The sequence below is a fragment of the Brevibacillus sp. FW306-2-1A-C05A genome (genome assembly GCF_058781555.1).
The window spans coordinates 16,193-36,110 of sequence record NZ_JBYSWV010000017.1 but is presented as its reverse complement, the minus strand read 5'-3'; the positions used below and the strand labels follow the sequence as shown (position 1 = coordinate 36,110).

General features: G+C 56.2%; 26 protein-coding genes. 6 read left to right on the top strand and 20 right to left on the bottom strand.

All coding sequences use genetic code 11. The features are described 5' to 3' along the window. Positions 1-84 precede the first annotated feature (84 nt). The 4 genes from AC3WJN_RS12470 to AC3WJN_RS12455 form a co-directional block, all read right to left on the bottom strand. Complete coding sequence (locus tag AC3WJN_RS12470; protein ID WP_005828966.1) at positions 85-1,641, bottom strand: YcdB/YcdC domain-containing protein; 1,557 nt, start codon at positions 1,639-1,641, stop codon at positions 85-87. Positions 1,642-1,832: 191 nt separating this feature from the next. Continuing rightward, positions 1,833-2,783, bottom strand: coding sequence for a 3'-5' exoribonuclease YhaM family protein (locus tag AC3WJN_RS12465; protein WP_007784610.1), 951 nt, complete (start codon positions 2,781-2,783; stop codon positions 1,833-1,835). A 16-nt stretch (positions 2,784-2,799) separates the two neighbouring features. Beyond that, a complete protein-coding gene (locus AC3WJN_RS12460; protein ID WP_005828969.1) occupies positions 2,800-3,330 on the bottom strand; it encodes a YkvA family protein in 531 nt (176 codons plus the stop codon). Further along, positions 3,327-3,953: a DedA family protein gene (locus AC3WJN_RS12455; protein ID WP_005828971.1), complete on the bottom strand. Its 627-nt coding sequence runs from the start codon at positions 3,951-3,953 to the stop codon at positions 3,327-3,329. The genes AC3WJN_RS12460 and AC3WJN_RS12455 overlap by 4 nt, the downstream gene beginning before the upstream one ends. A gap of 188 nt (positions 3,954-4,141) precedes the next feature. On the opposite strand from AC3WJN_RS12455, the gene AC3WJN_RS12450 reads away from it, so the two are divergent. Next, on the top strand, positions 4,142-4,630 hold the full coding sequence (locus tag AC3WJN_RS12450; RefSeq protein ID WP_005828972.1) for a DUF2062 domain-containing protein: 489 nt from the start codon (positions 4,142-4,144) through the stop codon (positions 4,628-4,630). Positions 4,631-4,712: 82 nt separating this feature from the next. On the opposite strand, the gene AC3WJN_RS12445 is transcribed toward AC3WJN_RS12450, so the two are convergent. From AC3WJN_RS12445 to nadE, 3 genes are all read right to left on the bottom strand, one after another. Further along, on the bottom strand, positions 4,713-4,934 hold the full coding sequence (locus tag AC3WJN_RS12445) for a hypothetical protein (protein ID WP_005828974.1): 222 nt from the start codon (positions 4,932-4,934) through the stop codon (positions 4,713-4,715). A gap of 66 nt (positions 4,935-5,000) precedes the next feature. Beyond that, a complete protein-coding gene (locus tag AC3WJN_RS12440) occupies positions 5,001-5,822 on the bottom strand; it encodes an MBL fold metallo-hydrolase (protein ID WP_005828976.1) in 822 nt (273 codons plus the stop codon). 1 nt (position 5,823) lies between these two features. Beyond that, positions 5,824-6,576 carry an NAD(+) synthase gene (gene nadE, locus AC3WJN_RS12435; RefSeq protein ID WP_007784620.1) on the bottom strand — a complete coding sequence of 251 codons (753 nt, stop codon included), beginning with the start codon at positions 6,574-6,576 and terminating at the stop codon, positions 5,824-5,826. Positions 6,577-6,710: 134 nt separating this feature from the next. On the opposite strand from nadE, the gene map reads away from it, so the two are divergent. Beyond that, positions 6,711-7,457, top strand: a complete 747-nt coding sequence (map, locus tag AC3WJN_RS12430) for a type I methionyl aminopeptidase (protein WP_005828979.1) — start codon at positions 6,711-6,713, stop codon at positions 7,455-7,457. Between the two features lie 202 nt (positions 7,458-7,659). On the opposite strand, the gene AC3WJN_RS12425 is transcribed toward map, so the two are convergent. Next, on the bottom strand, positions 7,660-7,899 hold the full coding sequence (locus tag AC3WJN_RS12425; protein WP_007784622.1) for a hypothetical protein: 240 nt from the start codon (positions 7,897-7,899) through the stop codon (positions 7,660-7,662). Between the two features lie 353 nt (positions 7,900-8,252). Here AC3WJN_RS12425 and AC3WJN_RS12420 point away from each other — a divergent pair, with 353 nt between their 5' ends. After that, positions 8,253-9,263, top strand: a complete 1,011-nt coding sequence (locus tag AC3WJN_RS12420) for an LLM class flavin-dependent oxidoreductase (RefSeq protein ID WP_005835467.1) — start codon at positions 8,253-8,255, stop codon at positions 9,261-9,263. 1 nt (position 9,264) lies between these two features. Then, on the top strand, positions 9,265-9,900 hold the full coding sequence (locus AC3WJN_RS12415) for a TetR/AcrR family transcriptional regulator (RefSeq protein ID WP_007784624.1): 636 nt from the start codon (positions 9,265-9,267) through the stop codon (positions 9,898-9,900). A gap of 242 nt (positions 9,901-10,142) precedes the next feature. Here AC3WJN_RS12415 and AC3WJN_RS12410 read toward each other — a convergent pair whose 3' ends face one another. Further along, positions 10,143-10,316 (bottom strand): hypothetical protein, encoded by a 174-nt coding sequence (locus AC3WJN_RS12410; RefSeq protein WP_005835464.1) that lies wholly within the window; start codon positions 10,314-10,316, stop codon positions 10,143-10,145. Between the two features lie 198 nt (positions 10,317-10,514). Continuing rightward, entirely contained in the window at positions 10,515-10,862 is a 348-nt protein-coding gene (locus AC3WJN_RS12405; protein ID WP_007784626.1) for a PspC domain-containing protein, read from the bottom strand. Positions 10,863-11,040: 178 nt separating this feature from the next. Here AC3WJN_RS12405 and AC3WJN_RS12400 point away from each other — a divergent pair, with 178 nt between their 5' ends. Next, complete coding sequence (locus AC3WJN_RS12400) at positions 11,041-11,283, top strand: hypothetical protein (protein WP_005835460.1); 243 nt, start codon at positions 11,041-11,043, stop codon at positions 11,281-11,283. A gap of 77 nt (positions 11,284-11,360) precedes the next feature. Here the strand turns inward: AC3WJN_RS12400 and AC3WJN_RS12395 are convergent, their stop codons facing one another. The 5 genes from AC3WJN_RS12395 to AC3WJN_RS12375 form a co-directional block, all read right to left on the bottom strand. After that, the gene (locus AC3WJN_RS12395) at positions 11,361-11,987 is read right to left on the bottom strand and encodes a flavin reductase family protein (protein ID WP_007784630.1); all 627 of its coding nucleotides are present in this window, start codon (positions 11,985-11,987) and stop codon (positions 11,361-11,363) included. A gap of 24 nt (positions 11,988-12,011) precedes the next feature. Beyond that, complete coding sequence (locus tag AC3WJN_RS12390; protein ID WP_005835456.1) at positions 12,012-13,169, bottom strand: homogentisate 1,2-dioxygenase; 1,158 nt, start codon at positions 13,167-13,169, stop codon at positions 12,012-12,014. Positions 13,170-13,193: 24 nt separating this feature from the next. Then, the gene (locus AC3WJN_RS12385) at positions 13,194-14,123 is read right to left on the bottom strand and encodes a fumarylacetoacetate hydrolase family protein (RefSeq protein WP_005835454.1); all 930 of its coding nucleotides are present in this window, start codon (positions 14,121-14,123) and stop codon (positions 13,194-13,196) included. A 340-nt stretch (positions 14,124-14,463) separates the two neighbouring features. Further along, the gene (locus AC3WJN_RS12380; protein ID WP_005835452.1) at positions 14,464-15,390 is read right to left on the bottom strand and encodes an RluA family pseudouridine synthase; all 927 of its coding nucleotides are present in this window, start codon (positions 15,388-15,390) and stop codon (positions 14,464-14,466) included. A gap of 82 nt (positions 15,391-15,472) precedes the next feature. Beyond that, positions 15,473-15,970, bottom strand: a complete 498-nt coding sequence (locus AC3WJN_RS12375; protein ID WP_005835450.1) for a hypothetical protein — start codon at positions 15,968-15,970, stop codon at positions 15,473-15,475. 132 nt (positions 15,971-16,102) lie between these two features. Here AC3WJN_RS12375 and AC3WJN_RS12370 point away from each other — a divergent pair, with 132 nt between their 5' ends. After that, positions 16,103-16,639, top strand: a complete 537-nt coding sequence (locus AC3WJN_RS12370; protein ID WP_005835448.1) for a GNAT family N-acetyltransferase — start codon at positions 16,103-16,105, stop codon at positions 16,637-16,639. A 17-nt stretch (positions 16,640-16,656) separates the two neighbouring features. Here AC3WJN_RS12370 and AC3WJN_RS12365 read toward each other — a convergent pair whose 3' ends face one another. The 5 genes from AC3WJN_RS12365 to AC3WJN_RS12345 form a co-directional block, all read right to left on the bottom strand. Next, positions 16,657-17,355, bottom strand: a complete 699-nt coding sequence (locus AC3WJN_RS12365; protein WP_005835447.1) for an MBL fold metallo-hydrolase — start codon at positions 17,353-17,355, stop codon at positions 16,657-16,659. Positions 17,356-17,357: 2 nt separating this feature from the next. Continuing rightward, positions 17,358-17,990, bottom strand: coding sequence for a TetR/AcrR family transcriptional regulator (locus AC3WJN_RS12360; RefSeq protein ID WP_005835446.1), 633 nt, complete (start codon positions 17,988-17,990; stop codon positions 17,358-17,360). 211 nt (positions 17,991-18,201) lie between these two features. After that, entirely contained in the window at positions 18,202-18,723 is a 522-nt protein-coding gene (tpx, locus tag AC3WJN_RS12355) for a thiol peroxidase (protein ID WP_005835444.1), read from the bottom strand. An 88-nt stretch (positions 18,724-18,811) separates the two neighbouring features. After that, positions 18,812-19,345 (bottom strand): hypothetical protein, encoded by a 534-nt coding sequence (locus AC3WJN_RS12350; protein WP_005835441.1) that lies wholly within the window; start codon positions 19,343-19,345, stop codon positions 18,812-18,814. 48 nt (positions 19,346-19,393) lie between these two features. Next, positions 19,394-19,825, bottom strand: coding sequence for a gamma-glutamylcyclotransferase family protein (locus tag AC3WJN_RS12345; RefSeq protein ID WP_005835440.1), 432 nt, complete (start codon positions 19,823-19,825; stop codon positions 19,394-19,396). Positions 19,826-19,918 lie beyond the last annotated feature (93 nt).

The window sequence follows — 19,918 nt, the reverse complement described above, 5'->3', positions numbered from 1 at the left end:
GCTGCAAGCCCGGCCATTTGCGAAGGAATAAGCCCGCATAGAAGAACCCGGCACGCTCTGTCGCGATGCCGGGCCACTGCCTGTCTAGTATGATGCTGTCCACTCGATCCAACTGTCCACGACTTCGCCTGTAGCCGCGTCCACCTGCATCGCTTCCGTATCGGCCGTTGGCAAATAGACGAGCTGCGGAGTGGTCGCAGTCTGTCCCCCCACCTTCGGGTAGTCGTACGCCAGGCGCAGGACCATGCTTTGCACAAAAGCTTGCTTCGCTTTTTCCTCGCCGATGACGCCCGACTGATCGATGGTCGCAGGCATGGCTGGGATTTCGTTCACCTTTGCTGCCACGACCGTTCCCTTTTTCGCGTCCACCTCGACCGTGAACAGCGGCGTTTTGGCCGGGATGTCATTGCTGTGCGGGAAGAAGGCGTAGCTGTAGATCGGCCGGACGAGATTTTGGTCTGCCCAGCCAGGCAAATTGTCAAGCTGGCTGGTTTTTCGCACCACGAAGGACTGTTCCTTGGTCAGCAAATGCTTCTCGGCAAATTCGAGCGCCAGCGCCTTCGCCTCTTCGGCTTGCAACGGCTTTTCCAGCTCTTTCTCTGCCGATCCGTCGAGCCTGAACTCGATGAGCGACTTCGTTTTGCGGTCGACCAGAACAGAGGCGCTCTGGTACATTCTCGCGTTCCACTCGTACAGATCGGTATCCCGCTTTTTCGCTTTCTCCGATGGCGCCTGGAACGTCAGCGTATTCACGCGCAGCTTGAACGTCGCCTCCAGCCACTGCTCCATTTTTTTGCGGTCGCCCCAGATGCTGTTGTCAGCCGAGCCTTTCAGCTTGAGAACCTCGCTCTCTTTGCTGTACACAGCAGGGACGACTTCTCCGGTCACGGCGTCAATTACCGGCAGCTCTGTCGGCTCGTACACCAGCTTGCCCGCGGCCGCGTCGTACACGAGTTGCATGCGAAGCTGGTTTTCCCACTCGCGTTTCGCTTTCTCCAGCGGAATCGCTTTTTTCGGGTCAGCCACCTCCGACGCCAGCGGCAGCTTGATTTTTTCCTGATGAAACTGGACAATTTGCCCGGACGCGTCTATGAACGCGCGGCCCATTTCTTTTTTCACCCAGACATCGTTGAGCAACGGGTAAAACGACACGACGGCCAACTGGTCGAGCTGCGACCTCCGATCCGTCGAGAGCATCGGTTGGGCAGCGATGACGTGGCTGACAGGCACCTGCTCGCGGATAAAATCGCTCAGCTTTTGATAGCTTTGTTTTTTGTCCCATTTTTTCGACTTGTCCCGATCTGCGCCTTTCAGCTCCAGGGACGTAATGTTGCCGTCAGCATCGACGACCAGTTCCAAAGATACCCCTGCCGTAATGACGTTTTTCCTGTCGGACAGAGAAATGATCGTCTCGGATTTGCTGCCTGTGCCGATCGAATCGACATGCAGCTCCGACAGCGCTGGCACGTAATCGTCCCGCAGCTCGACCAATAGCTTGCGCATGTCGTCTGGCAACGGAATGATGTCGAGATCAGATTTGCCGTCGTAGGCGTAAACGTGAGCCGGCGCAAACGGAACTCCCGGCGCGGCCAGTACGCTGGCTGCCAGCAAAAGCACAGCCATTTTGCTCCTTTTTTTCACAGATTCTCCTCCTTTGCAAAGCCAATCATCTAGTAAGACGCCCTTGCAAGGAAAAGGTTTCAGAAAACTTGCGCCGCCAAAGCTCCCGGAAAAATCCCTGTCCGTCCGGCGGCAAGTAAAAAGGCCAACTGTCTGATTCGCGCAGTTGGCCTTTGTCCTCGTCTCGTTTCTCTAGCAAGGCTGCGGATACGTTAATAGCCCCGCCAAACTTTTCGTCTGAGCGCTCCGGCGTACGCCCATTCTTCGTCTTCGCTCATGTCGGCAAGCGTCTGTCCGAGCGCATTCATTTTACTGTCAATCTGGTCGAGGTAGTGGAACAGGACCGCAGTCGGCGTCTTGCCGGATACTGCGCTTCCCCAGCCGTTTTCCACTTCCCCGTGGTGGCTCAGGATGCAATGCTTGAGATGCAGCACTTCGGCATCCCCCAGCGGAATGTCGAGCTTGCGGCAAATGCCGCTCACCATCTCTACGCCCATAACCAGATGGCCGATCAGTTGGCCTGGCGTGGTGTAATCCGGGGCGATCGGGTCAGACAGCTCGTACAGCTTGCCGATATCGTGCAGGATGCAGGTCGCGTACAAGACGTCCCTGTCGACCTGCGGATAGAGCGGCAGCAAGCTTTGCGCCGCTGTCAGCAACGAGACGATATGCTCCAAAAGCCCGTGATAGTAGTTGTGGTGCATCCGCACCCCTGCCGGGTAATGGCGGAGCCGGTCCCTGATCTCCTCCGTGGCGAGCGCCTCCCGGATGATCGCCTTGAGCGTGTTGCTCTTCAAGCTGTCCACTGTCGCTTCCAGCTTCGCCCACAGCTCGTCCACCGGAACAGGCGACACAGGGATGAGCGACTCCATCGCGACTTCGTCTGATGCCGCTGCCGGGCGGATGCGCTGGATCACCAGTTGCTTTTTCCCCCGGTACAACTGGACGGTGGCATCAATTTTTACGACCGATTTGACGGCGATCCACTCTTTCATTTCCGGGCTGACGTCCCACAACTTCGCCATGATCGTCCCGGAGCGATCTCCCAGCTCCAGATTCAAATACTCGCTCTGGTTGCTTGCGACCCCGGCTTCCTTGTTCTTCACCAGGCAAAAAGCGACAACACGCTCTCCCTCTTGATAATCAAGCAAATATTTTGTCATCTGTGTCCCATCCTGTTTATTTTTTTCGGAACAAAGTTTCTTCCAGCTTTTTCACGATTTTTTTGCCGACGAGGTCATCCGCCGACTTCACGACCTTGGTAATGACGGCGAGCAAGTCATCTTTGCCGTTCCAATGCTCGCGAACGATTTTTTCGTCCACGTCCACCAAAATCCGGCGCAGGGCGTAGACGGCCAAAATGACGTCGTCCAGCAGGCCAAAGCCTCCCACAAGCGCCTCCGGAATAAAGTCGATCGGCGTAATGAAGTACGCAACAGCCACTCCGGCAACCGCCTTGGACTGGACGCCGACGCGCTTGTCGAGCAGCAGGCGCGCAAGCAGCACGAACAGGTCGGGCGCGAGCAAAATATAGCTGGCGACCGTGTCGTTTACGCCCTTGTCTTTAATAAATGCCTCGATCTTGGCTCGCAGTTTATCGTAAAAGCGCTGGTGCACCTCCGGCAATTCGATCGGAACGAGCTGCTCCGGCTGGCGCACTGCCGGAAGCTGGCTTGCCTGCTGGTTTTCCTGCCGATTCTCTTCACTCATTGCATTCCCCTCCGTTTTTGCTTTTTCAAACTCGCCTGATGCCGAAAGTACGACCAGGCCGCAATGATTGCGAACACCGCGATAAAGAAGATCGCCAAATTGCGCGAGATGAGATTGAACAGCTCGTCCCAGCGCTCTCCCAATTGCCAGCCCAAGGTGACGAACAGCAGGCTCCAAAACAGTCCGCCCGCATACGTGTACAGCAGGAAGGTCGGAAATGGCAGTCTTGTAATCCCTGCAAAGTAGGCGGTAAACTGGCGCACGCCCGGAATAAAGTAGCCGAGCGGCAGCGCCCATTTTCCTACGCGGTTGAACCATTCTTCCGTTTTTTTATAGACGGTGTAGCCCATTCCGAGCCGTTTTCCGTAGCGCTCCAGAAAAGGGAAGCCCAATGTCCGGCCGATCCAGTAAGCCGTCGTCATCGCCGTTACAGAGCCCAAGAAGCAGACCAGAAAAGTAGGCCAGTATGCGAGTTGGCCAGTCGAAACCAAAAACCCGGAGAAAACAAGCAAGGTCTCTTCCGGCAGCGGCATCCCCAAAATTCCCAGAAAAAACAAGCCAAACAGAGCTCCATAACCGTACTGCGCAATATAGTCGCCAAATGTTCCCATAACCTCTGTCATGAAAGTCCACCACTTTTCTTGCAGATCTGCCCTCTCCATTATGCCAAAAGATAGTACCATTCACAAATGATACGCTTTTGTTGGCGGCGGGGACGGGGAAAGCTATGAATCTATAGAAAACTGGACATACTCTTGTTGATCCGACGAAAACGGCAGCACATGACCACACGACAAACGAGGGACAGCGGATGTGGACCAAACTGTATCGAAAACTGAAACTCGAATACTACAAGCTGATCCGCATGAAGGGTGCCCCGTCTTTTGTCGCCCGCGGCTTTTCGGTAGGAATTTTTGTGGAGTTTATCACCTTGCCTACCTTTGGCCTCGCCTTTTTGCTGCTCTTTCCGCTGGTCAGGCTGTTTCGCGCCAGCTTGCCGGCCGGCTTGATCGCGTTTGTCATCGGAAAGCTCGTCCTGCCGATCTTCATGGTCATCAACTACAATATTGGGTACGCTTTAGTCGGCAAACCGTTACAGCATCCCACAGGCCCGCATCAGGCCGCCTGGCGGGAGTGGCTCGTCTGGATGCAGGACAAGGGGCTGGCTTACTTCACGGGAAGCGCCGTAATGGGCCTCTTCGTCGCATTCGCCAGCTACTTTTTGGTGCACGGAGCTTTGCAGTTGTATCGCCGGAAAAAAGGGCGCCGCTCGCTGTCGCAAAGCCGCACGTCGCCTTGACGGCCACAGCGCTTCGCTTCGGACAAATAAAAAAGGCCGGTACCGACAAATGCTTGTCAGTCCGGTCTTTTTCCTGTGCAGCTTATGCGAAGTAGCCTTTATTCCGCAGTTCCTCAATGATTTCAGCAACAGTATAGCCTTGTGTCAAGAGCTCCATCGTAACTTCCACTTGTTCTGGGGACAGGCCGTTCGCTCCGAGGCTTTCCTTTACCAACACGTCGTTAGGACGGCGGAAATACGTTTGCAACGTACGCTTCACGCGGCCTTCCAGACTTGTTCGCAGCATCAATTCAGTCGTCGACATCTGTTCCACCTCTTTCCTCGAAAGTTTTGTGCGTAACCTCTATTATCGTACAAAACCGCCCAATAATCAACCCGTAAGCGACTTGGCTTCCTTCATCAGTTGCACCCGGTTCTGCTCGTGGGCATCGCGCAAATGTTCGTTGATCGGCTGGCCGTCGTAACAAATTTGCCCAAAACGCTCGGTCAAGGTCTGTTCGTCCAGTCCGGCTGCCACCCCTTCGAAGATGAGCGTTCGCGTATCGTGCAGATACTGCTGGTCGCGCCTGATCCGGTGCATGATTTCCTCGCGCCCTTTCGCCGGAACGCCGTGCCCCGGCACGACCTCCGCGATCTCGCCGTCCTCCACCAGCTTCTGGATCGCGGCCAGACTGGCTGCATAGTCGCTACTGTCCGCAATAAAAGGAAACTCGAGATTGGAGAGCATGTCGCCTGCCACGAGCAGCTTTTGCGCGCAAAAAAGCGTCGCCAACTGGTCTTGCTTATGCCCGGGCACGGGGAGAAATTTTACTTCCTCCCACGCTTCCGTCTGCTCGACCAGCTTGTCAAACAGAGGGGGAACCAGCTCGTACGGGCGATGCACATAGTACGAGCCGTCAAATCGGTTTGTTTTCCGCAGTTGTTTGGCAAGCCGCTCAGGCGACGCAATCTGTTTGTGCCCGATCAGCCTGGCGTCCGGGAAGCGAGGGTAGCCCGCGATGTGATCCCAGTCGCCGTGCGTCAGGACGAGAACGAGCTCCCGCCCGTCTCGCACGCTTTGCACGTAGTCGGCAATCGCCTCGATCTCGTGCGGAAAATAGGCCGGGTCAAACAGGTAGAGCCGATCGTCCGTCGAAACGACGGCGCTGGTCGTCTGCCACAGGCAACTGGTAAACAGCTTGTAGTCGGCCATATTAAATACCTGGCATCAGATTGCGCTTGTGCTCCGAGATGCGGTGCAGGTAGTCGATCCGTTCTTTTGCTTCCGGTCTGGTCTCGCCTGTAATCAGCAGGCGGTCGAGGTCCTCGTACGTAAAGCCCATTTCCTGCTCATCTGTCTGGCCTTCCCACAGATCGGCAGAAGGTGCTTTGGTAATAATCGACTCCGGCACGCCAAGCTCGGCTGCGAGGATGCGCATTTCGTGCTTCGTCAGGCTTGCCACCGGGTTGAAGTCGGCCAGGCCGTCTCCGCCTTTGGTCATATAGCCGACGTGAATTTCGCTGCGGTTGCACGTATCCGCGACGAGGTAGCCTTTTTGATTGGCAATCGCGTACAGCACGGTCATGCGCAGACGGGCTTTCGTATTTCCTTTTGTCTTGTCGCCAAGCGCAAGCACGCCTTCAATGGCGGGCACGAGCGCATCGTAGGCAGGGCCTACATCGACGGTGTGCAGGTTGAGTCCGATCGCTTCCGCCAGGCGCTGCGAGTCTTCCGCATGGACGTTTTGCGAGTACGCGGGCAACCACACGCCAACGACGCGATCGCGGCCGAGAGCGCGTACACACAGCGCAGCCGTTACCGCGCTGTCGATACCGCCGGAAATGCCGACAACCACACCGCCGAGCCCGTTTCCGTCAATTTGCTCGCGAATAAACGCAATCCGTTTTTCGATATCGTCTTTTACATGAATCTGGTAGTTCGCCAGATACTCTTGAAACTTGTCCACGCTACCTACCCCCCGGTTGTTTCGTTCTTCCTCATCCTACCATGCGGTTTTGCCTGTGGCAATTAGCCCCAAACAGGTCTACACTATATACTGTAGAGAGCAAGAGAACTAACGCGAGGACAAGGAGAGAGTCGATGATTATCCTCAAGACACCCGAAGAAATCGAACTGATGCATGCCGCAGGCAAAATTTTGGCCGCCTGCCATCGCGAAATCGCGTCGATGATTCGTCCCGGGATCACGACCTGGGAAATTGATGAATTTGTAGAAGAATTTTTGGCCAGCCATGGCGCCACTCCTGAACAAAAAGGCTTTCACGGCTATCCATATGCCACCTGCGCGTCGGTGAACGACGTGATTTGCCACGGCTTCCCGAAAAAGGAGCCGCTGCGCGACGGAGATATCGTCACCATTGACATGGTCGTGCGCAAAAACGGCTGGCTGGCCGATTCCGCCTGGTCGTACGAGGTGGGCACCGTCTCCCCGGAAGCGAAAAAACTGCTTGAGGTCACGGAAAAGTCGCTGTACCTGGGGATTGAACAAGCTGTTGTCGGCAACCGGATCGGGGACATTTCCCACGCGATCCAAACGTACGCCCAGGCGCAAGGCTACTCGGTTGTCCGCGACTTCACGGGCCACGGGATCGGGCAGGAAATGCACGAGGAGCCGTTCGTTCCGCACTTCGGTCCTCCGGGCAGAGGCCAGCGCCTCAAGGAAGGCATGGTCATCACCATCGAGCCGATGCTCAATATCGGCACTTACCATGCGACCATCGACGAGGACGGTTGGACGGCGAGAACGCGCGACGGCAAGCTGTCGGCCCAGTACGAGCACACGATTGCGATTACTGCGGATGGGCCGCTTATTTTGACCAAGCAGTAGGCACCTGCAAAAATGTGCGGTTGCGCAGCTTGGCTTGCGCTTGAAAGGGGCTGTCTCAACAGTCGATTTTTCGACTTTGAGACGCCTCTTTTTGTATTTCGGAAACGTTGCTCCGTCATCGACCGATGATGAGGTGGACAAGACCGCCCGTTTTCCCAGACGATACGCGCGTGTAAAAGAAAAAAGCACCGCATGGGTGCCTTCACTCGTTATGTTCATTAGCCATTGCATTGAAAATGATTAAATACTCATTGTTGTCTATTTTCACTTCTTGAGATACCTCCACTTCTGCGTATCCATCCTCTTGGAATGTTTGGATCATCTCTCTTAGCAAATCAGAAAATGGACCCGTTTTTCTGTTCATTTTCAAATCTACAAACAGTTGCGTCCGTTTCATTCCCTCACCTAATTCTTCACATATAGTGGAAATTGCGTTATTCATTACTACCCTATGGCCCCTTGCAGGAATGTCATTCTTCCTAATTTTACCACCAAACTCTTTGGCTTCGCCAGCAACGCTCCAAGTCTTCCTTATATGTTGAAAGACTTTAGACAGTTCCTTTTAGCTTTTTTTATATTCTTTTTAGATCAGCAAAAACTCAGAGTTCGTCTTATTTTACAAATAATGGAATATAGTACTAAAGAAAGGAATGGTTTAACGGCAAACTTTATAAAGGACGCAAAGTGCCGCCACAGCCGATTGAAACATTGACAGCCCCCTTCCCTCTTCGTAAGATGCAAGTACGTTTGTTACCGATCAGTAACAAAATTGACCCTCAGAGGAGGTTTCTTTTCATGACAAAAGCATTGCGCGACATCCCGCTGTCTGTTCTGGATCTCGCTCCTATCGTAGAAGGCAGTACGGCTGCCCAGTCGTTTCAAAACAGCCTGGACCTGGCGCAAAAGGTGGAAAAGTGGGGATTTCACCGCTACTGGCTCGCCGAGCACCACGCCATGCCCAGTGTCGCCAGCTCAGCCACCGCTGTGCTGATCGGCCACATCGCGGGCGGCACCTCGACGATGCGCGTCGGCTCCGGCGGGATTATGCTGCCCAATCACGCCCCGCTGATTATCGCCGAGCAGTTCGGCACGCTGGAGTCGCTCTATCCGGGACGAATTGACCTCGGATTGGGACGGGCTCCCGGCGCGGACCAGCGCACGGCCCGGGCATTGCGGCGCGACCTGCGGATCGGCGGAGACGATTTTCCCGAGCTGCTGGAAGAACTGCGCGAGTATTTGCGTCCGCGCACCAGCGACAATGCCGGCGCGCTGCGGGCTATTCCCGGCGAAGGCTTGAACATCCCGATCTGGCTGCTTGGCTCCAGCGATTTTTCGGCGCGTCTCGCAGGGCTGCTCGGACTGCCATTCGCGTTTGCCGGTCATTTTTCGCCCAATTACACCTTGCCTGCGCTGCAAACGTACCGCCACTGCTTCCGTCCATCCGATGTGCTGTCCGAGCCGTATGCCATGGTGGGCGTCAACGTCATGGCGGCCGACACGGATGAGCTTGCCGAGCGGCTGGCGACCTCGCACTACCAGGCGTTCCTCAACCTCATCCGCGGCGATCTGAAACCGATCCAGCCGCCTGTAGACAATATGGATGAGCTGTGGAGCGAGTTTGAAAAAATGTCCGTGCAAGCCCAGCTTCGCTCCTCGATCATCGGCAGCCCGGACACCGTCAAGCAAAAGCTGCAGGAGCTACTGGAGGCGACCCAGGCGGATGAATTGATGATTACGACCCAAATGTACCGCCACGAGGATCGCGTGCGCTCCTTCGAGATCGTCGCAGACGTGTGGAAAGCGTAAAATGGGGTCTGATTCGCCGATGACGTCCACGAAGCGAGTCCGGGTCCCCCGCGAAAAAGCGCAGGAAATGATTTTGCAGGCGGCCGAGGAGCTTTTTTACCAGGAAGGCATCCACGCCGTCAGTGTCGACGCCATCGTGGAGCGGGCCGGAATGAACAAAATGAGCGTCTACCGCCAGTTTTCCTCGAAAACAGCGCTGATCCTCGCCTACATGCAAAAAAAGCAGGCGGCCTTCTGGCAAGAGTGGGAGGAAAGCATGGCGAAGCATCCGGAGCGGCCGCGGGAACAGCTCGTCCAATTTTTTGCCGATCTGGCGGCCCGCGCGTCCTCCAAACAGTTTCGCGGCTGCTGCTTCCTCAACGTCGCCGTAGAGTTTCCCGACCCTGCCCATCCTGTGCGCGAGCTGGTCTGCGCGCATCAAAAGCGGATTTCCGACGCCTTTTTGGAGCGCGCTGTCGCCCTCGGCGCAGCGAATCCGCGCGAGCTGGCCTACACGCTGATCTTGCTGATGGAAGGCACTTATGCGGACAGCCAGACGTACGGAACCGACAGCGCCGCGATTCAGTTGCTCCCCGGGATCGTCGAGAAACTGCTCGCTGCCGCTGTCTGCACGGACGCGGGTGCAGATGCGAATTAGCGAAACGCCAAAACGCCGTGATGCCGCCGTCCCGCTTTTGCGCGGCGGCGGCGGGCAGCTTTCGGGGGCAAAAAGGCTCGATTCCGTTGCCCGAGTCTCTCTTCCTTTTGCGCAGCAGCCTGTAGACAGGCAAGCTTTTGCTTTCCCCATCCGGGACCAATGTAAAAAGTGGCCGTCTGCCTTTTGCGCAGTCGCCACTTTTTGCTGTTTGGGGACCTTCTGTCGTTGTCAGCGATCGGTTATCACTGGCCGCTGGTTGCGTACTTTTCTTTGTTCGTCATCGCTTCCAATGCCTGGACATCTTTCTCAAGCTCTTGGATGTCTTCTTCAATCAGCTTTTTCAGGTGCTGCTTTTCCCGCAGCATTTTGCGGGTTTGCTCCAAACGCTGATTCAAATCGAACACGCCGAGATACACTGCTTCTCCCTCCCTATGTACATTCTCCCACCTTACAAGTTATGCCGAAAAGCGCAGAAGTTGCCGATTTCGTTCCGCTGATTTTTCGCCGCCGACAACGCCAGGAAGGGCTTCTTGTGTCGGCAAAAAAGAGACGTGCCTTGTCGGCATAGGAAAAAGGCCCCCCGCACGCGGCAGGAAGCCTCTCCCCTCGACTTTCTACAAGCCTTTGTACTTGCTCAGTTCTTCCCGCAGGCGATAAACTTCCTGCACCAGCGCCCGCTTTTCCAGGCGATCGATTTCCGAATCGAGGTCGTTCATGCGCGCACGTCCTGCCATCGGAGCATCGTACATGCCGAACCCGTCACCCGCGTAAGCCCAGTGCGGTTCTTTTGGCATAATCATCGCCAAAAGGATGTAGAGCAAAATCGGGATTCCCGTGCAAACGGTCAAAATGACGACCCCTACGCGCACGAGCGTCGAGTCCACGCGCAAAAACTGGGCGATCCCTCCACAAACCCCAAACAATCGTTTATCTTGCGAAGAGCGATATAGACGTCTTTCCATCGTACCATTCCTTCCTCTCTGCAGTGTCCGCTTGCCTTCTATGTCTTTAAGGATACCCGAGAGCGCCCAGCGGCAAAATGGCCCGCAGAGGGATTTGTCCTCCGTCCCTGGACGGATATGCGCTTCGCCCGTATGAAATCGGGACAGAAAAGTCACGCTACATACGAGGTGATCGACTATGCCGCTACTTGTGCTCCTGTTGCTGGTCCTGTTCACAGGCGGATGCTCCCCGGCTGGCTGGCAGGACCGCTCCTACATTCAAAGCGATCGCGAGCTGTACTACCAGCAAAGCGTGGTTCATCCGCTCGGGCTGGAGCCGAACGCCACCCCTTACGGCACGCCTGCCAATGCCGGGACCGCCTCCGACTACAACAGTTGGATCAGGCCGGACGCCATTTCCCGCTATCCCGGCCTGAACTAGCGATCGCGAGCGGACACGAGAAAAACCGTTCCAGCCGCACACCGGAACGGTTTTTCTCTGTTTGCACAACATCTGCGCTATTTGGACCCAGCGGAAGGATCGTAGACAGGACGCGGACGGTCAAACAAATCGCCCAGCGTCGCATACGAATGCCCCGCCAGCCTGCTCACAGGCGCAAAGGCGTGCGGGTCAATCCTGCCCGCGTGATACAGCTCGTCGGCAGCATGCACATGCACGACCTCACCGATGATGAGATCGGAGGTGGTGGGGGTGCCAAGCTCGACAATCTGATGCAGCCTGCATTCAAAATGAATGCGCGACGAAAGCAGCCTTGGAACCTTGACCGCCGCAGACGGGCCAACCTCCAGCCCGAGCGCGTCTACCTCGCTTACGTCTGGCGGATAGTCTGCCGAGGTCTGGTTGACCGCATCGACATTGTGGATGTCCACCATATTGACGACAAATTCGCCTGTCTGCAAAATATTTCGCGCCGTATCTTTTCTGACGCTGCCCGGCTTGCGCATGACGGCGACAGAAACCATCATCGGCTCGATGCTCGCGACATTGAAGTAGCTGAAGGGAGCGGCATTGACGACTCCCTTGTCATCGTGCGAAGTTACCCATGCGATCGGCCGCGGAATGATGCAGCCGATCAACAGCTTGTATTTGTCCTGTCGCTCCAGTTCGCGAATCGCGATTTCCATTCCTATCCCGCCTTTTTACGTCGTTCACTCGGACGGCAGCCAGCTCGACATGTACGCTTCGTCCTCTACCGCCAACGCCTCTTTCGTGACGTAAAGCGGCTGGAACGTATCGAGCATCACTGCCAGCTCCTTCGTTTCTTTTTTGCCGATGCTGGCCTCCACCTTGCCAGGGTGCGGCCCGTGGGGAATTCCCATCGGGTGCAGCGTAATCGAACCTTCGTAGACTCCTTTTCGGCTCATGAAGTTGCCGTCGACGTAGTATAACACCTCGTCGCTCTCGACATTACTGTGGTAGTAAGGCGCGGGGATCGCCTGCGGATGGTAGTCGTACAGGCGCGGGACGAACGAGCAGATGACGAAGTTTTGTCCGGCAAACGTCTGGTGGACTGGCGGCGGCTGGTGAATCCGGCCGGTAATCGGCTCAAAATCGTGAATACTCAGCGCATACGGATACAAGTAACCGTCCCAGCCCACGACATCAAACGGATGGAAGTCGAAAAAGTAGCTGTAGACGACGGACTGCCGTTTGACGCGCACTTCGAAGTCGCCGCTCTCCACGTGCGTCACCAGCTTTTCCGGCACGCGTATATCCCGTTCGCAAAACGGCGAATGTTCCAACAATTGCCCGTGCTCGTTGCGATAGCGCTTAGGGGCGACGATTTCGTTTTGCGACTCGATCACCAAAAAGCGGCTCTGCACCGCAGGCACGATCCGGTACGTCGTGCCGATCGGGATGACCAGATAATCGCCAGGTCTGTACGCAATCGTGCCGAAGATCGTCTGCAGCTCGCCCTCGCCCTCGTGGACAAACACGACTTCGTCCCCGTCCGCATTGCGGTAAAAATAGTCCATCGGCTCAGTCGGCGAGCAGACGCCCATGACCACGTCGCTGTTCCCGAGCAAATAGCGGCGGCCAAAAATCGGATCGCCCCCTGGCGGCAAGTCAAACGTCTTGAAATGCTGATGCTTCAAATCCGCCTGCTCCACAAATTCCAGGCGCACGTCCGCGTATTTGCGCGTCTCGCGCACCTGTGTCGGCGGGTTGTGGTGATAGAGAATCGACTGAATCCCGGAAAAGCCTTTCGTGCCCATGACCTGCTCACGGTACAGCTCTCCATCCGGCTTGTAAAAAGTCGTGTGTCGCTTTTGCGGCACTTCTCCCATGCGGTGATAAAAAGCCATCCTGCTTCCCCCTTTTTTCCATCGTTATTCGCTGATCGTATTGACGAGCACGCCGAGGCGCTCGACTTCCAGCTCGACCACATCGCCCGGCGCAAGCCAGCCGTGCTGTTCCGGCCCCAGTTCCAAAATGCAGCCGGTGCCAACCGTGCCGGAGCCGATGACATCGCCCGGATACAGCATGCAATCCTGCGAGGCGCGCGCGATCATTTCCGCAAACGTATAGTGGATGTCGCGCAAATTGCCGCGGGAGTACTCCACGCCGTTCACCCGCGCCACCATCGCGAGATCGTAGCGGTCGCCTTTTTCCCCCGGCACACGCACAGCTTCCAGCTCGTCTGGTGTCACCAGCCACGGCCCCATCGAGGTAGCGAAGTCTTTGCCTTTGGCTGGCCCCAGCCCGACCTTGACCTCTTCGCGCTGGATATCGCGCGCGCTCCAGTCGTTTAAAATCGAGTAGCCCGCAATATGCTCGTGCGCCCGCTCTACAGGGATATCCGTCCCCGCCTTGCCGATGACGCAAGCCACTTCCAGCTCGTAGTCCAGCCACCGGGTCGTCTTCGGCCGCCGAATGCTCGCCTCCGGTCCGCTAAAAGCCGCCGTGTTGGAAAAGTAAAAGACGGGAAACTCGTACCATTCGGGAATCATCTCCAGCCCGCGGCGTGCTCGCGCCGTTTTCACATGCGCCTCGAAGGCGTAAAAATCGCGAAAGCTGGCGGGACGCGGCAACGGCGATCCAAGACGCACCCCCTGCAACGCCACGTCTGTTTCGGAAGCAGGTGCGCTTTCGGAAATCGACGCCAGCCGCTCCCTCCACGCGTCCCACTGCTCCAGCAGCTCCTGCATCGTGCTCGGCGCGCCTGGAAGTGCGCTTGCGATGTCCCTGACTGTTTCGCCAAGCAGCAGCCCTGCCCGCCACGCCGTTTGCTCGTCTGGCCGATAGGAGACTACTTTCATGCGCTCCACTCCTTTTCTTTGGGTGAGCAATCCTGGCTGCGTCAATGATTGGCACAGCCTTCGTTGCCCTTTTACTGGATAAAAATCTTATCCATGCTTATCTGTACAACAAAAAAACCCAGCTCACCCCGTTCGCTCATCCGGTGCATGACAAACAAGAGGGTTCCCCCTAGCTCTTGTCAACTATGCCGAAACATGCGTCAGGCGCAAGCTGGGTCTGTCTGCTACCGAAAAAAATCTTGCGGGATTTTTCCCCGCAGACAACCAGCGTATTTTCTGTTTCTTCTATCATATCGAAAACGCTTTCAGCTTTCCAGAGGAAATTGCCGAATTTTTTCGGCTACATCCCTTCCTTGTCATGCACAGGCAGCGCGGGAAAAAACTTTTGCAACAACGCCTGCATGTCGTCTGGCAGCGGCTCTGCAAACGCCATCGTCTCCTTGCTGCGCGGGTGGACAAAAGACAGCCGCGCAGCGTGCAGCGCCTGCCTGCCGATATGCTCCCGCCCGCCTGCGTACAAGTCGTCGCCTGCGAGCGAATGCCCGATGCTCTGCATGTGCACCCGAATCTGATGGGTGCGCCCCGTCGCAAGCTTCAGCTCCAGGAACGTCATGCCGTCACCGCGAGCCAGCACGCGATAGTGCGTGACGGCCGCTTGTCCATCCGGCCGAATCTGCCGCGTGATAAAGGAGTTTTCCGCAAGCCCGATCGGCGCATCAATCGTCCCTTCCTCCGAAGCGATGATCCCCTCGGCAATCGCCTGGTAATAGCGGTGCAGCGTCCGGTCCTGCTGCATCCGGCTGAACTGCTCGTGCGCCCACTGATTTTTCGCGACAATCATCAAGCCAGACGTATCTTTGTCCAGACGGTTGACGGCGCGAAATCTTCTCGCTTCGCCGCGCTTTTTCCAATAGGCGATCACACCGTTGGCAAGCGTGCCTCCCGGATGGTTGCCCGTCGGATGCACGACCAGGCCGGCCGGCTTTGCGATCACCATCAAGTCCTCGTCCTCGTAGCGGATACATAGCGGCATTTCTTCGGGAGCCACCGTCTCTTCTTCCTCTATGTCTACCATGACAGCCAGTTCATCCCCGGCTTGCAGCCGTTCGTTCACAAACACGAGCGTGCCGTTGCGCGTAATCGTTCCTTTGAATTTGGCCCGGATCAGCAAGCGGCGCGACACACCGTAGCGCTTTTGCAGCACTTCCCGTACCGTCTGGCCCTCATCTGCCTCGTCCGCCGTAAAGCGTATCAATTCTTCCTGCATGTTGTCTCTCCTTTAGGTCTTCCCTGCATTCCCTGCTGTCCAGTATAGCAAAAAGACCCGCCGCAAGGACAACCTGCTTCTGCTACAGCGGGCGCTGCTGCCCGTTTTGCCTGACCTCAATCACGAAGGCATGTCCCGCATCTCCCTGGCTCCACTGGCCGCGCACGTCGAACAAATACCAGCCTGGCTGCTCGGGCACCTTCCACTGGTTGCCGTTTTCCAGCAATTGCTCGATTCGCTTCGTCCCGATCCATTGCGCAACCGTCAACGATTCATCAGTAGGCGGGGGCGAAAACGTAACCGTCAGCACGGCTCCCGGACTCACCTGCAGCGGCTTGGGCTTTTGTTCGCCGATCACTTCCGGGGGAGCGGCCATATCTTTGCAGACCGCCTCGTTTTCGTAGCTCCAGCAGGATGAGGTCGGAACCGTCGCCGCTGTTTTTCCTTGCCACGCGATGACAGGCTCCGGCGGTTGGGCGAGCTGTTGCGAATGCGGCTGATGGACCCAGCCAATCTGGCAGCCTGCCAAGAGCAAGGCAGTTGCCACGTACAGCGCGGCTATCCTTTCTACCTTTTTCATCCAATCACCTCTCCCATTAGACGAAAAAAAGAGCGATTCGTTTCAACCGTTTTTGGAAATTCGTGCTATTCTATCTAGTAAATTCACCTGGAGGCGCGGCCATGCGCCTCGCAAAAGAATGGAGAGATAAGGATGACCGAACCGTCTGTCAGTGAACGCTCCGGCCTGCTCATTCGCGAGTTTGATCCGCAGCGTGACTCGCTGGAAGCATTGACCCGCCTGTTGAACACCGCTTATCAAACGCTTGCCGAAATGGGTTTCCACTTTGTCGCCGCGAGCCAGGACGCAGCCACTACCGCGAAAAGAATCGCCTCCGCTACCTGTCTCGTCGGCTTGCTTGACGGTCAAATCATCGCGACCATTTCTTACTATCCGCCAGCCAAGACAAAAGGCACGCCCTGGTACGACGAGCCGTTCGTCGCCAAATTCGGCCAATTCGCTGTCGATCACCGTTATCGCAAGCACGGCATCGGCAGCCTCTTCATCCAGCGCGCAGAAGAGCTGGCGATCGCGGACGGGGCCACGGAACTTGCGCTGGATACGGCCGAAGGGGCGGAACATCTCAGACGCTACTACGCGGCAAAAGGCTATCGCTTCATCGCGTACGCGCAGTGGAGCACGACCAACTACCGCAGCGTCCTGATGAGCAAAAGACTGTCGCACGACTGAGCTTTGCGCTTTTGTCCCTACTGTAGCGTGCTCGCCGGAATGGAAAAGGTGCGGGACATTTCGGCCAAATACCCGTCGAGTTGCTCGGCGGGATTGTGCACGGCATCGCCATGGCATACTTCCAGCCGCAGCGGCTGAAGCTGGCGCAAAATCCGGCTGCTTTTCACCGCCTCTGTCATGTCAGCGGTGAACATCGGCATGGGACGATGCAGCCTGCCTCGCTTCGACGTAAACAAGTCGCCCGCCAACAGCACGCGATCCTGCTCGTGATAGTAGACGACATGCCCTGGCGAATGGCCTGGCGTCCAATACGGCTGCAGTCCGGCGATGGCGGCCAATCCTCCGCCTTCTGCTTCCGGCAGCGGCTGCGCCAGGCCAGCCTGTACGTTGAACTCCCGTTTTTTGCGGCGCGGGTACAGCTCGCGGCCTTCCATGTACGGAATCTCGATCCGATGCGCATACACTGGCACTTGCTCCGCCGCGACGAGCTTTTGGACGGCCCCGACATGATCGGAGTGGCCGTGCGTCAGCAAGATGCGCTTCAGCGGGCCCGCGCCCTGTTTTTTCAAAAAAGCCGCAATGCCTTTTGCCATGAACGGCATCCCCGCATCGACCAGGGTCACGCCGTCCTCCTCCAGCACCGCCCAGACGCGCACGGGAATCAGCATCCACGCCTTGATGCACCATATATGCGCCGAGATTTGCTCTGCTTTCATCTTCAACCACTCCTTGTCATCAGTTGTTTGCTGCCCGCGAGGATGACGTCGACAGCGAGATCGAACGTCGGGGCCAATCTCTCCAGCAGACCGTCCAGCGTTTCCTCTGAATGCGTATAAGTCCCGACAATGCCGTGCAACGTATAAAAGTAAATCCGTGAAAACGCAAGCGCTTCCGCTTCCCCGACCTCTTCGGGCAAGGAGAGCTGCATCGCCCGGCGCAGCAGCGCAAACAAATGCGAGCGCAGCGCCTGGAGCTCTTTTTCCGGCTGCTCGACGTCGATGCGGGATGCTTTCACCATGAAAAACAGCGTGTACATGTTGCGGTTGCCGAGGCAAAAGCGGATGAACTGTCGGCTGATTTCGCGCAGCTTCGCCTCGGGGGGTACGGCTTCGTCTGCCAGCGTGCGCTCCATCTGCTCGGCCAGGCTTTGCAGCGGGCCTTTGGAGAGCTGATGCAGGAGCGCTTCCTTGTCTTTGAAATAAATGTAGAGCGTCGTATGGGAGCAGCCTGCGGCCTTGGCGATCTCGCGAATCGAGACGGCTTCGAATCCCCGCTCCGCGAAAAGCGCTGTCGCCGCAGCAAGGATGGCGCGCTTCGTTTCCTCTGAACGTACTTCCTGTCTGCTTGCCATGATTAAGCTTCACTCCTGATCTGATGTCCACCGAAGAAGTAACCAGTGGTTAGTAACCGTTGGTAATAATATAACCACTGGTTACTAAAATCGTCAAGCCTTTTTTCCAAACACAGAAAACGCTCTGGCCCAACCGCAGCAAAAGCAAAAACCCCCTCTCGTCTTCAGGACGAACAGGGGGTTTCCTCAATACCAGCTTATGGCGCGAAACTTACTTCGCAGCTTTCGCAGCAGCGATCGCAGCTTCGTAGTTTGGATGCTCGCCAGCAGCAGGCACGTATTCTGCATAGACAACCTTGTCGTTTGCATCGACAACGAAAACAGCGCGGGACAAGAGACGGAACTCCTTGATCGCTACGCCGTAAGCCGTACCGAAGGACAGGTCTTTGTGGTCAGAGACAGTTTTCACTTTGTCGATGCCAGCAGCACCGCACCAGCGGTTTTGCGCGAATGGCAGGTCAACGGATACAGTCAGCACAGTTACGCCTTCCAGACCGGCAGCCTCTTCGTTGAAGCGGCGAGTTTGCGCGTCGCAAACGCCAGTGTCGATGGACGGGATTACAGAGATGATGCGCACGGTTCCTTTGGAATCGTCCAGTGTAACAGGGGACAGGTCGCCGCCTACTACGGTGAAGTTAGGAGCAGTATCTCCCACTTTGATTTCCGGACCGAGCAGGGTTACAGGACCCCCTTTGAAAACAAATGCGCCTTGACGTTCAACAGCAGTTGTCATGATTTCTTCCTCCTCACCAAATCTTTCATATGTACCTCATTTATCATACCCTATCATTCACTTTTTTTCACTATGCCAATAGTAGAAATTACAGATTCACTTGCACTTTCCCCGACGATTTGGCATCGCCCTTCACGATCCGCTTCACTTCGTGCTCGTACTCCCAGTCGGTTTTCGCGTTCAGCTCGTGGCAACGCATCAGCGCGTGATAGAGGGCGAAGACGAAGTCGACATGCTTCATCTCGTAGCGGGTTCCGTGCGCTTTTGGCAGGGCGGTGTTGATAATTTCGATCTGATAGGTAGCCTTCTCCCGCTTCTCCCTGACGGGGACGATGTAGCCCATCTGCTTCAGCACAAAGCCGTAGTCAAACTGGCCCTCGTCGTCAAAGTCAATCGTGTCGTCAGACGTAGCCAAATACTCCAGCAGCGTGCCCATATCCAGCGTCTCAAAGCAGGCCGGCTTGGGCAGCGCCAAGACCGAGCCATCCTGGTTCACAAAATAAATATGGTCGCGATAATGGAAGATCAGTTCGTCTTCGGGAACTTCCTCGGAAAACATCCAGAAGCTTTGCGGAATCAGCAAGCGCCAGATTTGCGCAGGGTTCGCATTCATCAATTCCATGGCAGGGTCCCTCCTTTACCCTACCAGTTTTGGCAAAACGCGCCTCTGCTATTCAGCCGCCTCTTCCATAAACCTCCGCCAGTCGCCGTGCTCTACCTTGGTCCCGGCTTGTCTCACGTAGTCATGGTCCAGGTAGCGATAGACGTACACGGGCACCTCCTGCCCCGTTTCGGCCAAACGGGCAACAACGACAGTCCGCTCGTACTCGTTGCGCGGGTCCCCCTGTCCATAATACGTCTCCAGCTCGTCGAGGACAGCCAATGCCTTTTCGTACACCTCAGGGGCAAAGTCAAGAATCGCGCCTGTCACTTCCGCCCCTTCCCCCAGCAGCAAGCCGGGATAGCCTTCTGGCAAATGATAGATTTCTCCTTCGATCGTCGCCTTGGCTTCCGTATGGGGAAACGGCTTGACGCAAAGCGCATGATTGTGAAAACCTTTTAGCAATGTGCCGTAAACGAAAACGGGAAGCTGCTTTTGCACATGGACTCACTCCAATCTGTTCGCTGATGGTGAAAAAGAAAAAAGGGTGTCTTGTATAGCGAAAATTTTGTATATTTATGCTATATATATTTT

What these genes read in the sequence shown, in the direction of transcription:
- AC3WJN_RS12380 (WP_005835452.1), bottom strand. Translation starts at nt 15,390, where the DNA reads ATGCAGGAAGAATTGATACGCTTTACGGCGGACGAGGCAGATGAGGGC.
- AC3WJN_RS12445 (WP_005828974.1), bottom strand. Translation starts at nt 4,934, where the DNA reads ATGTCGACGACTGAATTGATGCTGCGAACAAGTCTGGAAGGCCGCGTG.
- AC3WJN_RS12400 (WP_005835460.1), top strand. Translation starts at nt 11,041, where the DNA reads ATGCCGCTACTTGTGCTCCTGTTGCTGGTCCTGTTCACAGGCGGATGC.
- AC3WJN_RS12440 (WP_005828976.1), bottom strand. Translation starts at nt 5,822, where the DNA reads ATGGCCGACTACAAGCTGTTTACCAGTTGCCTGTGGCAGACGACCAGC.
- AC3WJN_RS12365 (WP_005835447.1), bottom strand. Translation starts at nt 17,355, where the DNA reads ATGAAAGCAGAGCAAATCTCGGCGCATATATGGTGCATCAAGGCGTGG.
- AC3WJN_RS12395 (WP_007784630.1), bottom strand. Translation starts at nt 11,987, where the DNA reads ATGGAAATCGCGATTCGCGAACTGGAGCGACAGGACAAATACAAGCTG.
- AC3WJN_RS12415 (WP_007784624.1), top strand. Translation starts at nt 9,265, where the DNA reads ATGGGGTCTGATTCGCCGATGACGTCCACGAAGCGAGTCCGGGTCCCC.
- AC3WJN_RS12455 (WP_005828971.1), bottom strand. Translation starts at nt 3,953, where the DNA reads ATGACAGAGGTTATGGGAACATTTGGCGACTATATTGCGCAGTACGGT.
- AC3WJN_RS12385 (WP_005835454.1), bottom strand. Translation starts at nt 14,123, where the DNA reads ATGAAAGTAGTCTCCTATCGGCCAGACGAGCAAACGGCGTGGCGGGCA.
- AC3WJN_RS12450 (WP_005828972.1), top strand. Translation starts at nt 4,142, where the DNA reads ATGTGGACCAAACTGTATCGAAAACTGAAACTCGAATACTACAAGCTG.
- AC3WJN_RS12405 (WP_007784626.1), bottom strand. Translation starts at nt 10,862, where the DNA reads ATGGAAAGACGTCTATATCGCTCTTCGCAAGATAAACGATTGTTTGGG.
- tpx (WP_005835444.1), bottom strand. Translation starts at nt 18,723, where the DNA reads ATGACAACTGCTGTTGAACGTCAAGGCGCATTTGTTTTCAAAGGGGGT.
- AC3WJN_RS12360 (WP_005835446.1), bottom strand. Translation starts at nt 17,990, where the DNA reads ATGGCAAGCAGACAGGAAGTACGTTCAGAGGAAACGAAGCGCGCCATC.
- AC3WJN_RS12465 (WP_007784610.1), bottom strand. Translation starts at nt 2,783, where the DNA reads ATGACAAAATATTTGCTTGATTATCAAGAGGGAGAGCGTGTTGTCGCT.
- AC3WJN_RS12390 (WP_005835456.1), bottom strand. Translation starts at nt 13,169, where the DNA reads ATGGCTTTTTATCACCGCATGGGAGAAGTGCCGCAAAAGCGACACACG.
- map (WP_005828979.1), top strand. Translation starts at nt 6,711, where the DNA reads ATGATTATCCTCAAGACACCCGAAGAAATCGAACTGATGCATGCCGCA.
- AC3WJN_RS12375 (WP_005835450.1), bottom strand. Translation starts at nt 15,970, where the DNA reads ATGAAAAAGGTAGAAAGGATAGCCGCGCTGTACGTGGCAACTGCCTTG.
- AC3WJN_RS12420 (WP_005835467.1), top strand. Translation starts at nt 8,253, where the DNA reads ATGACAAAAGCATTGCGCGACATCCCGCTGTCTGTTCTGGATCTCGCT.
- AC3WJN_RS12350 (WP_005835441.1), bottom strand. Translation starts at nt 19,345, where the DNA reads ATGGAATTGATGAATGCGAACCCTGCGCAAATCTGGCGCTTGCTGATT.
- AC3WJN_RS12370 (WP_005835448.1), top strand. Translation starts at nt 16,103, where the DNA reads ATGACCGAACCGTCTGTCAGTGAACGCTCCGGCCTGCTCATTCGCGAG.
- AC3WJN_RS12425 (WP_007784622.1), bottom strand. Translation starts at nt 7,899, where the DNA reads ATGAATAACGCAATTTCCACTATATGTGAAGAATTAGGTGAGGGAATG.
- AC3WJN_RS12460 (WP_005828969.1), bottom strand. Translation starts at nt 3,330, where the DNA reads ATGAGTGAAGAGAATCGGCAGGAAAACCAGCAGGCAAGCCAGCTTCCG.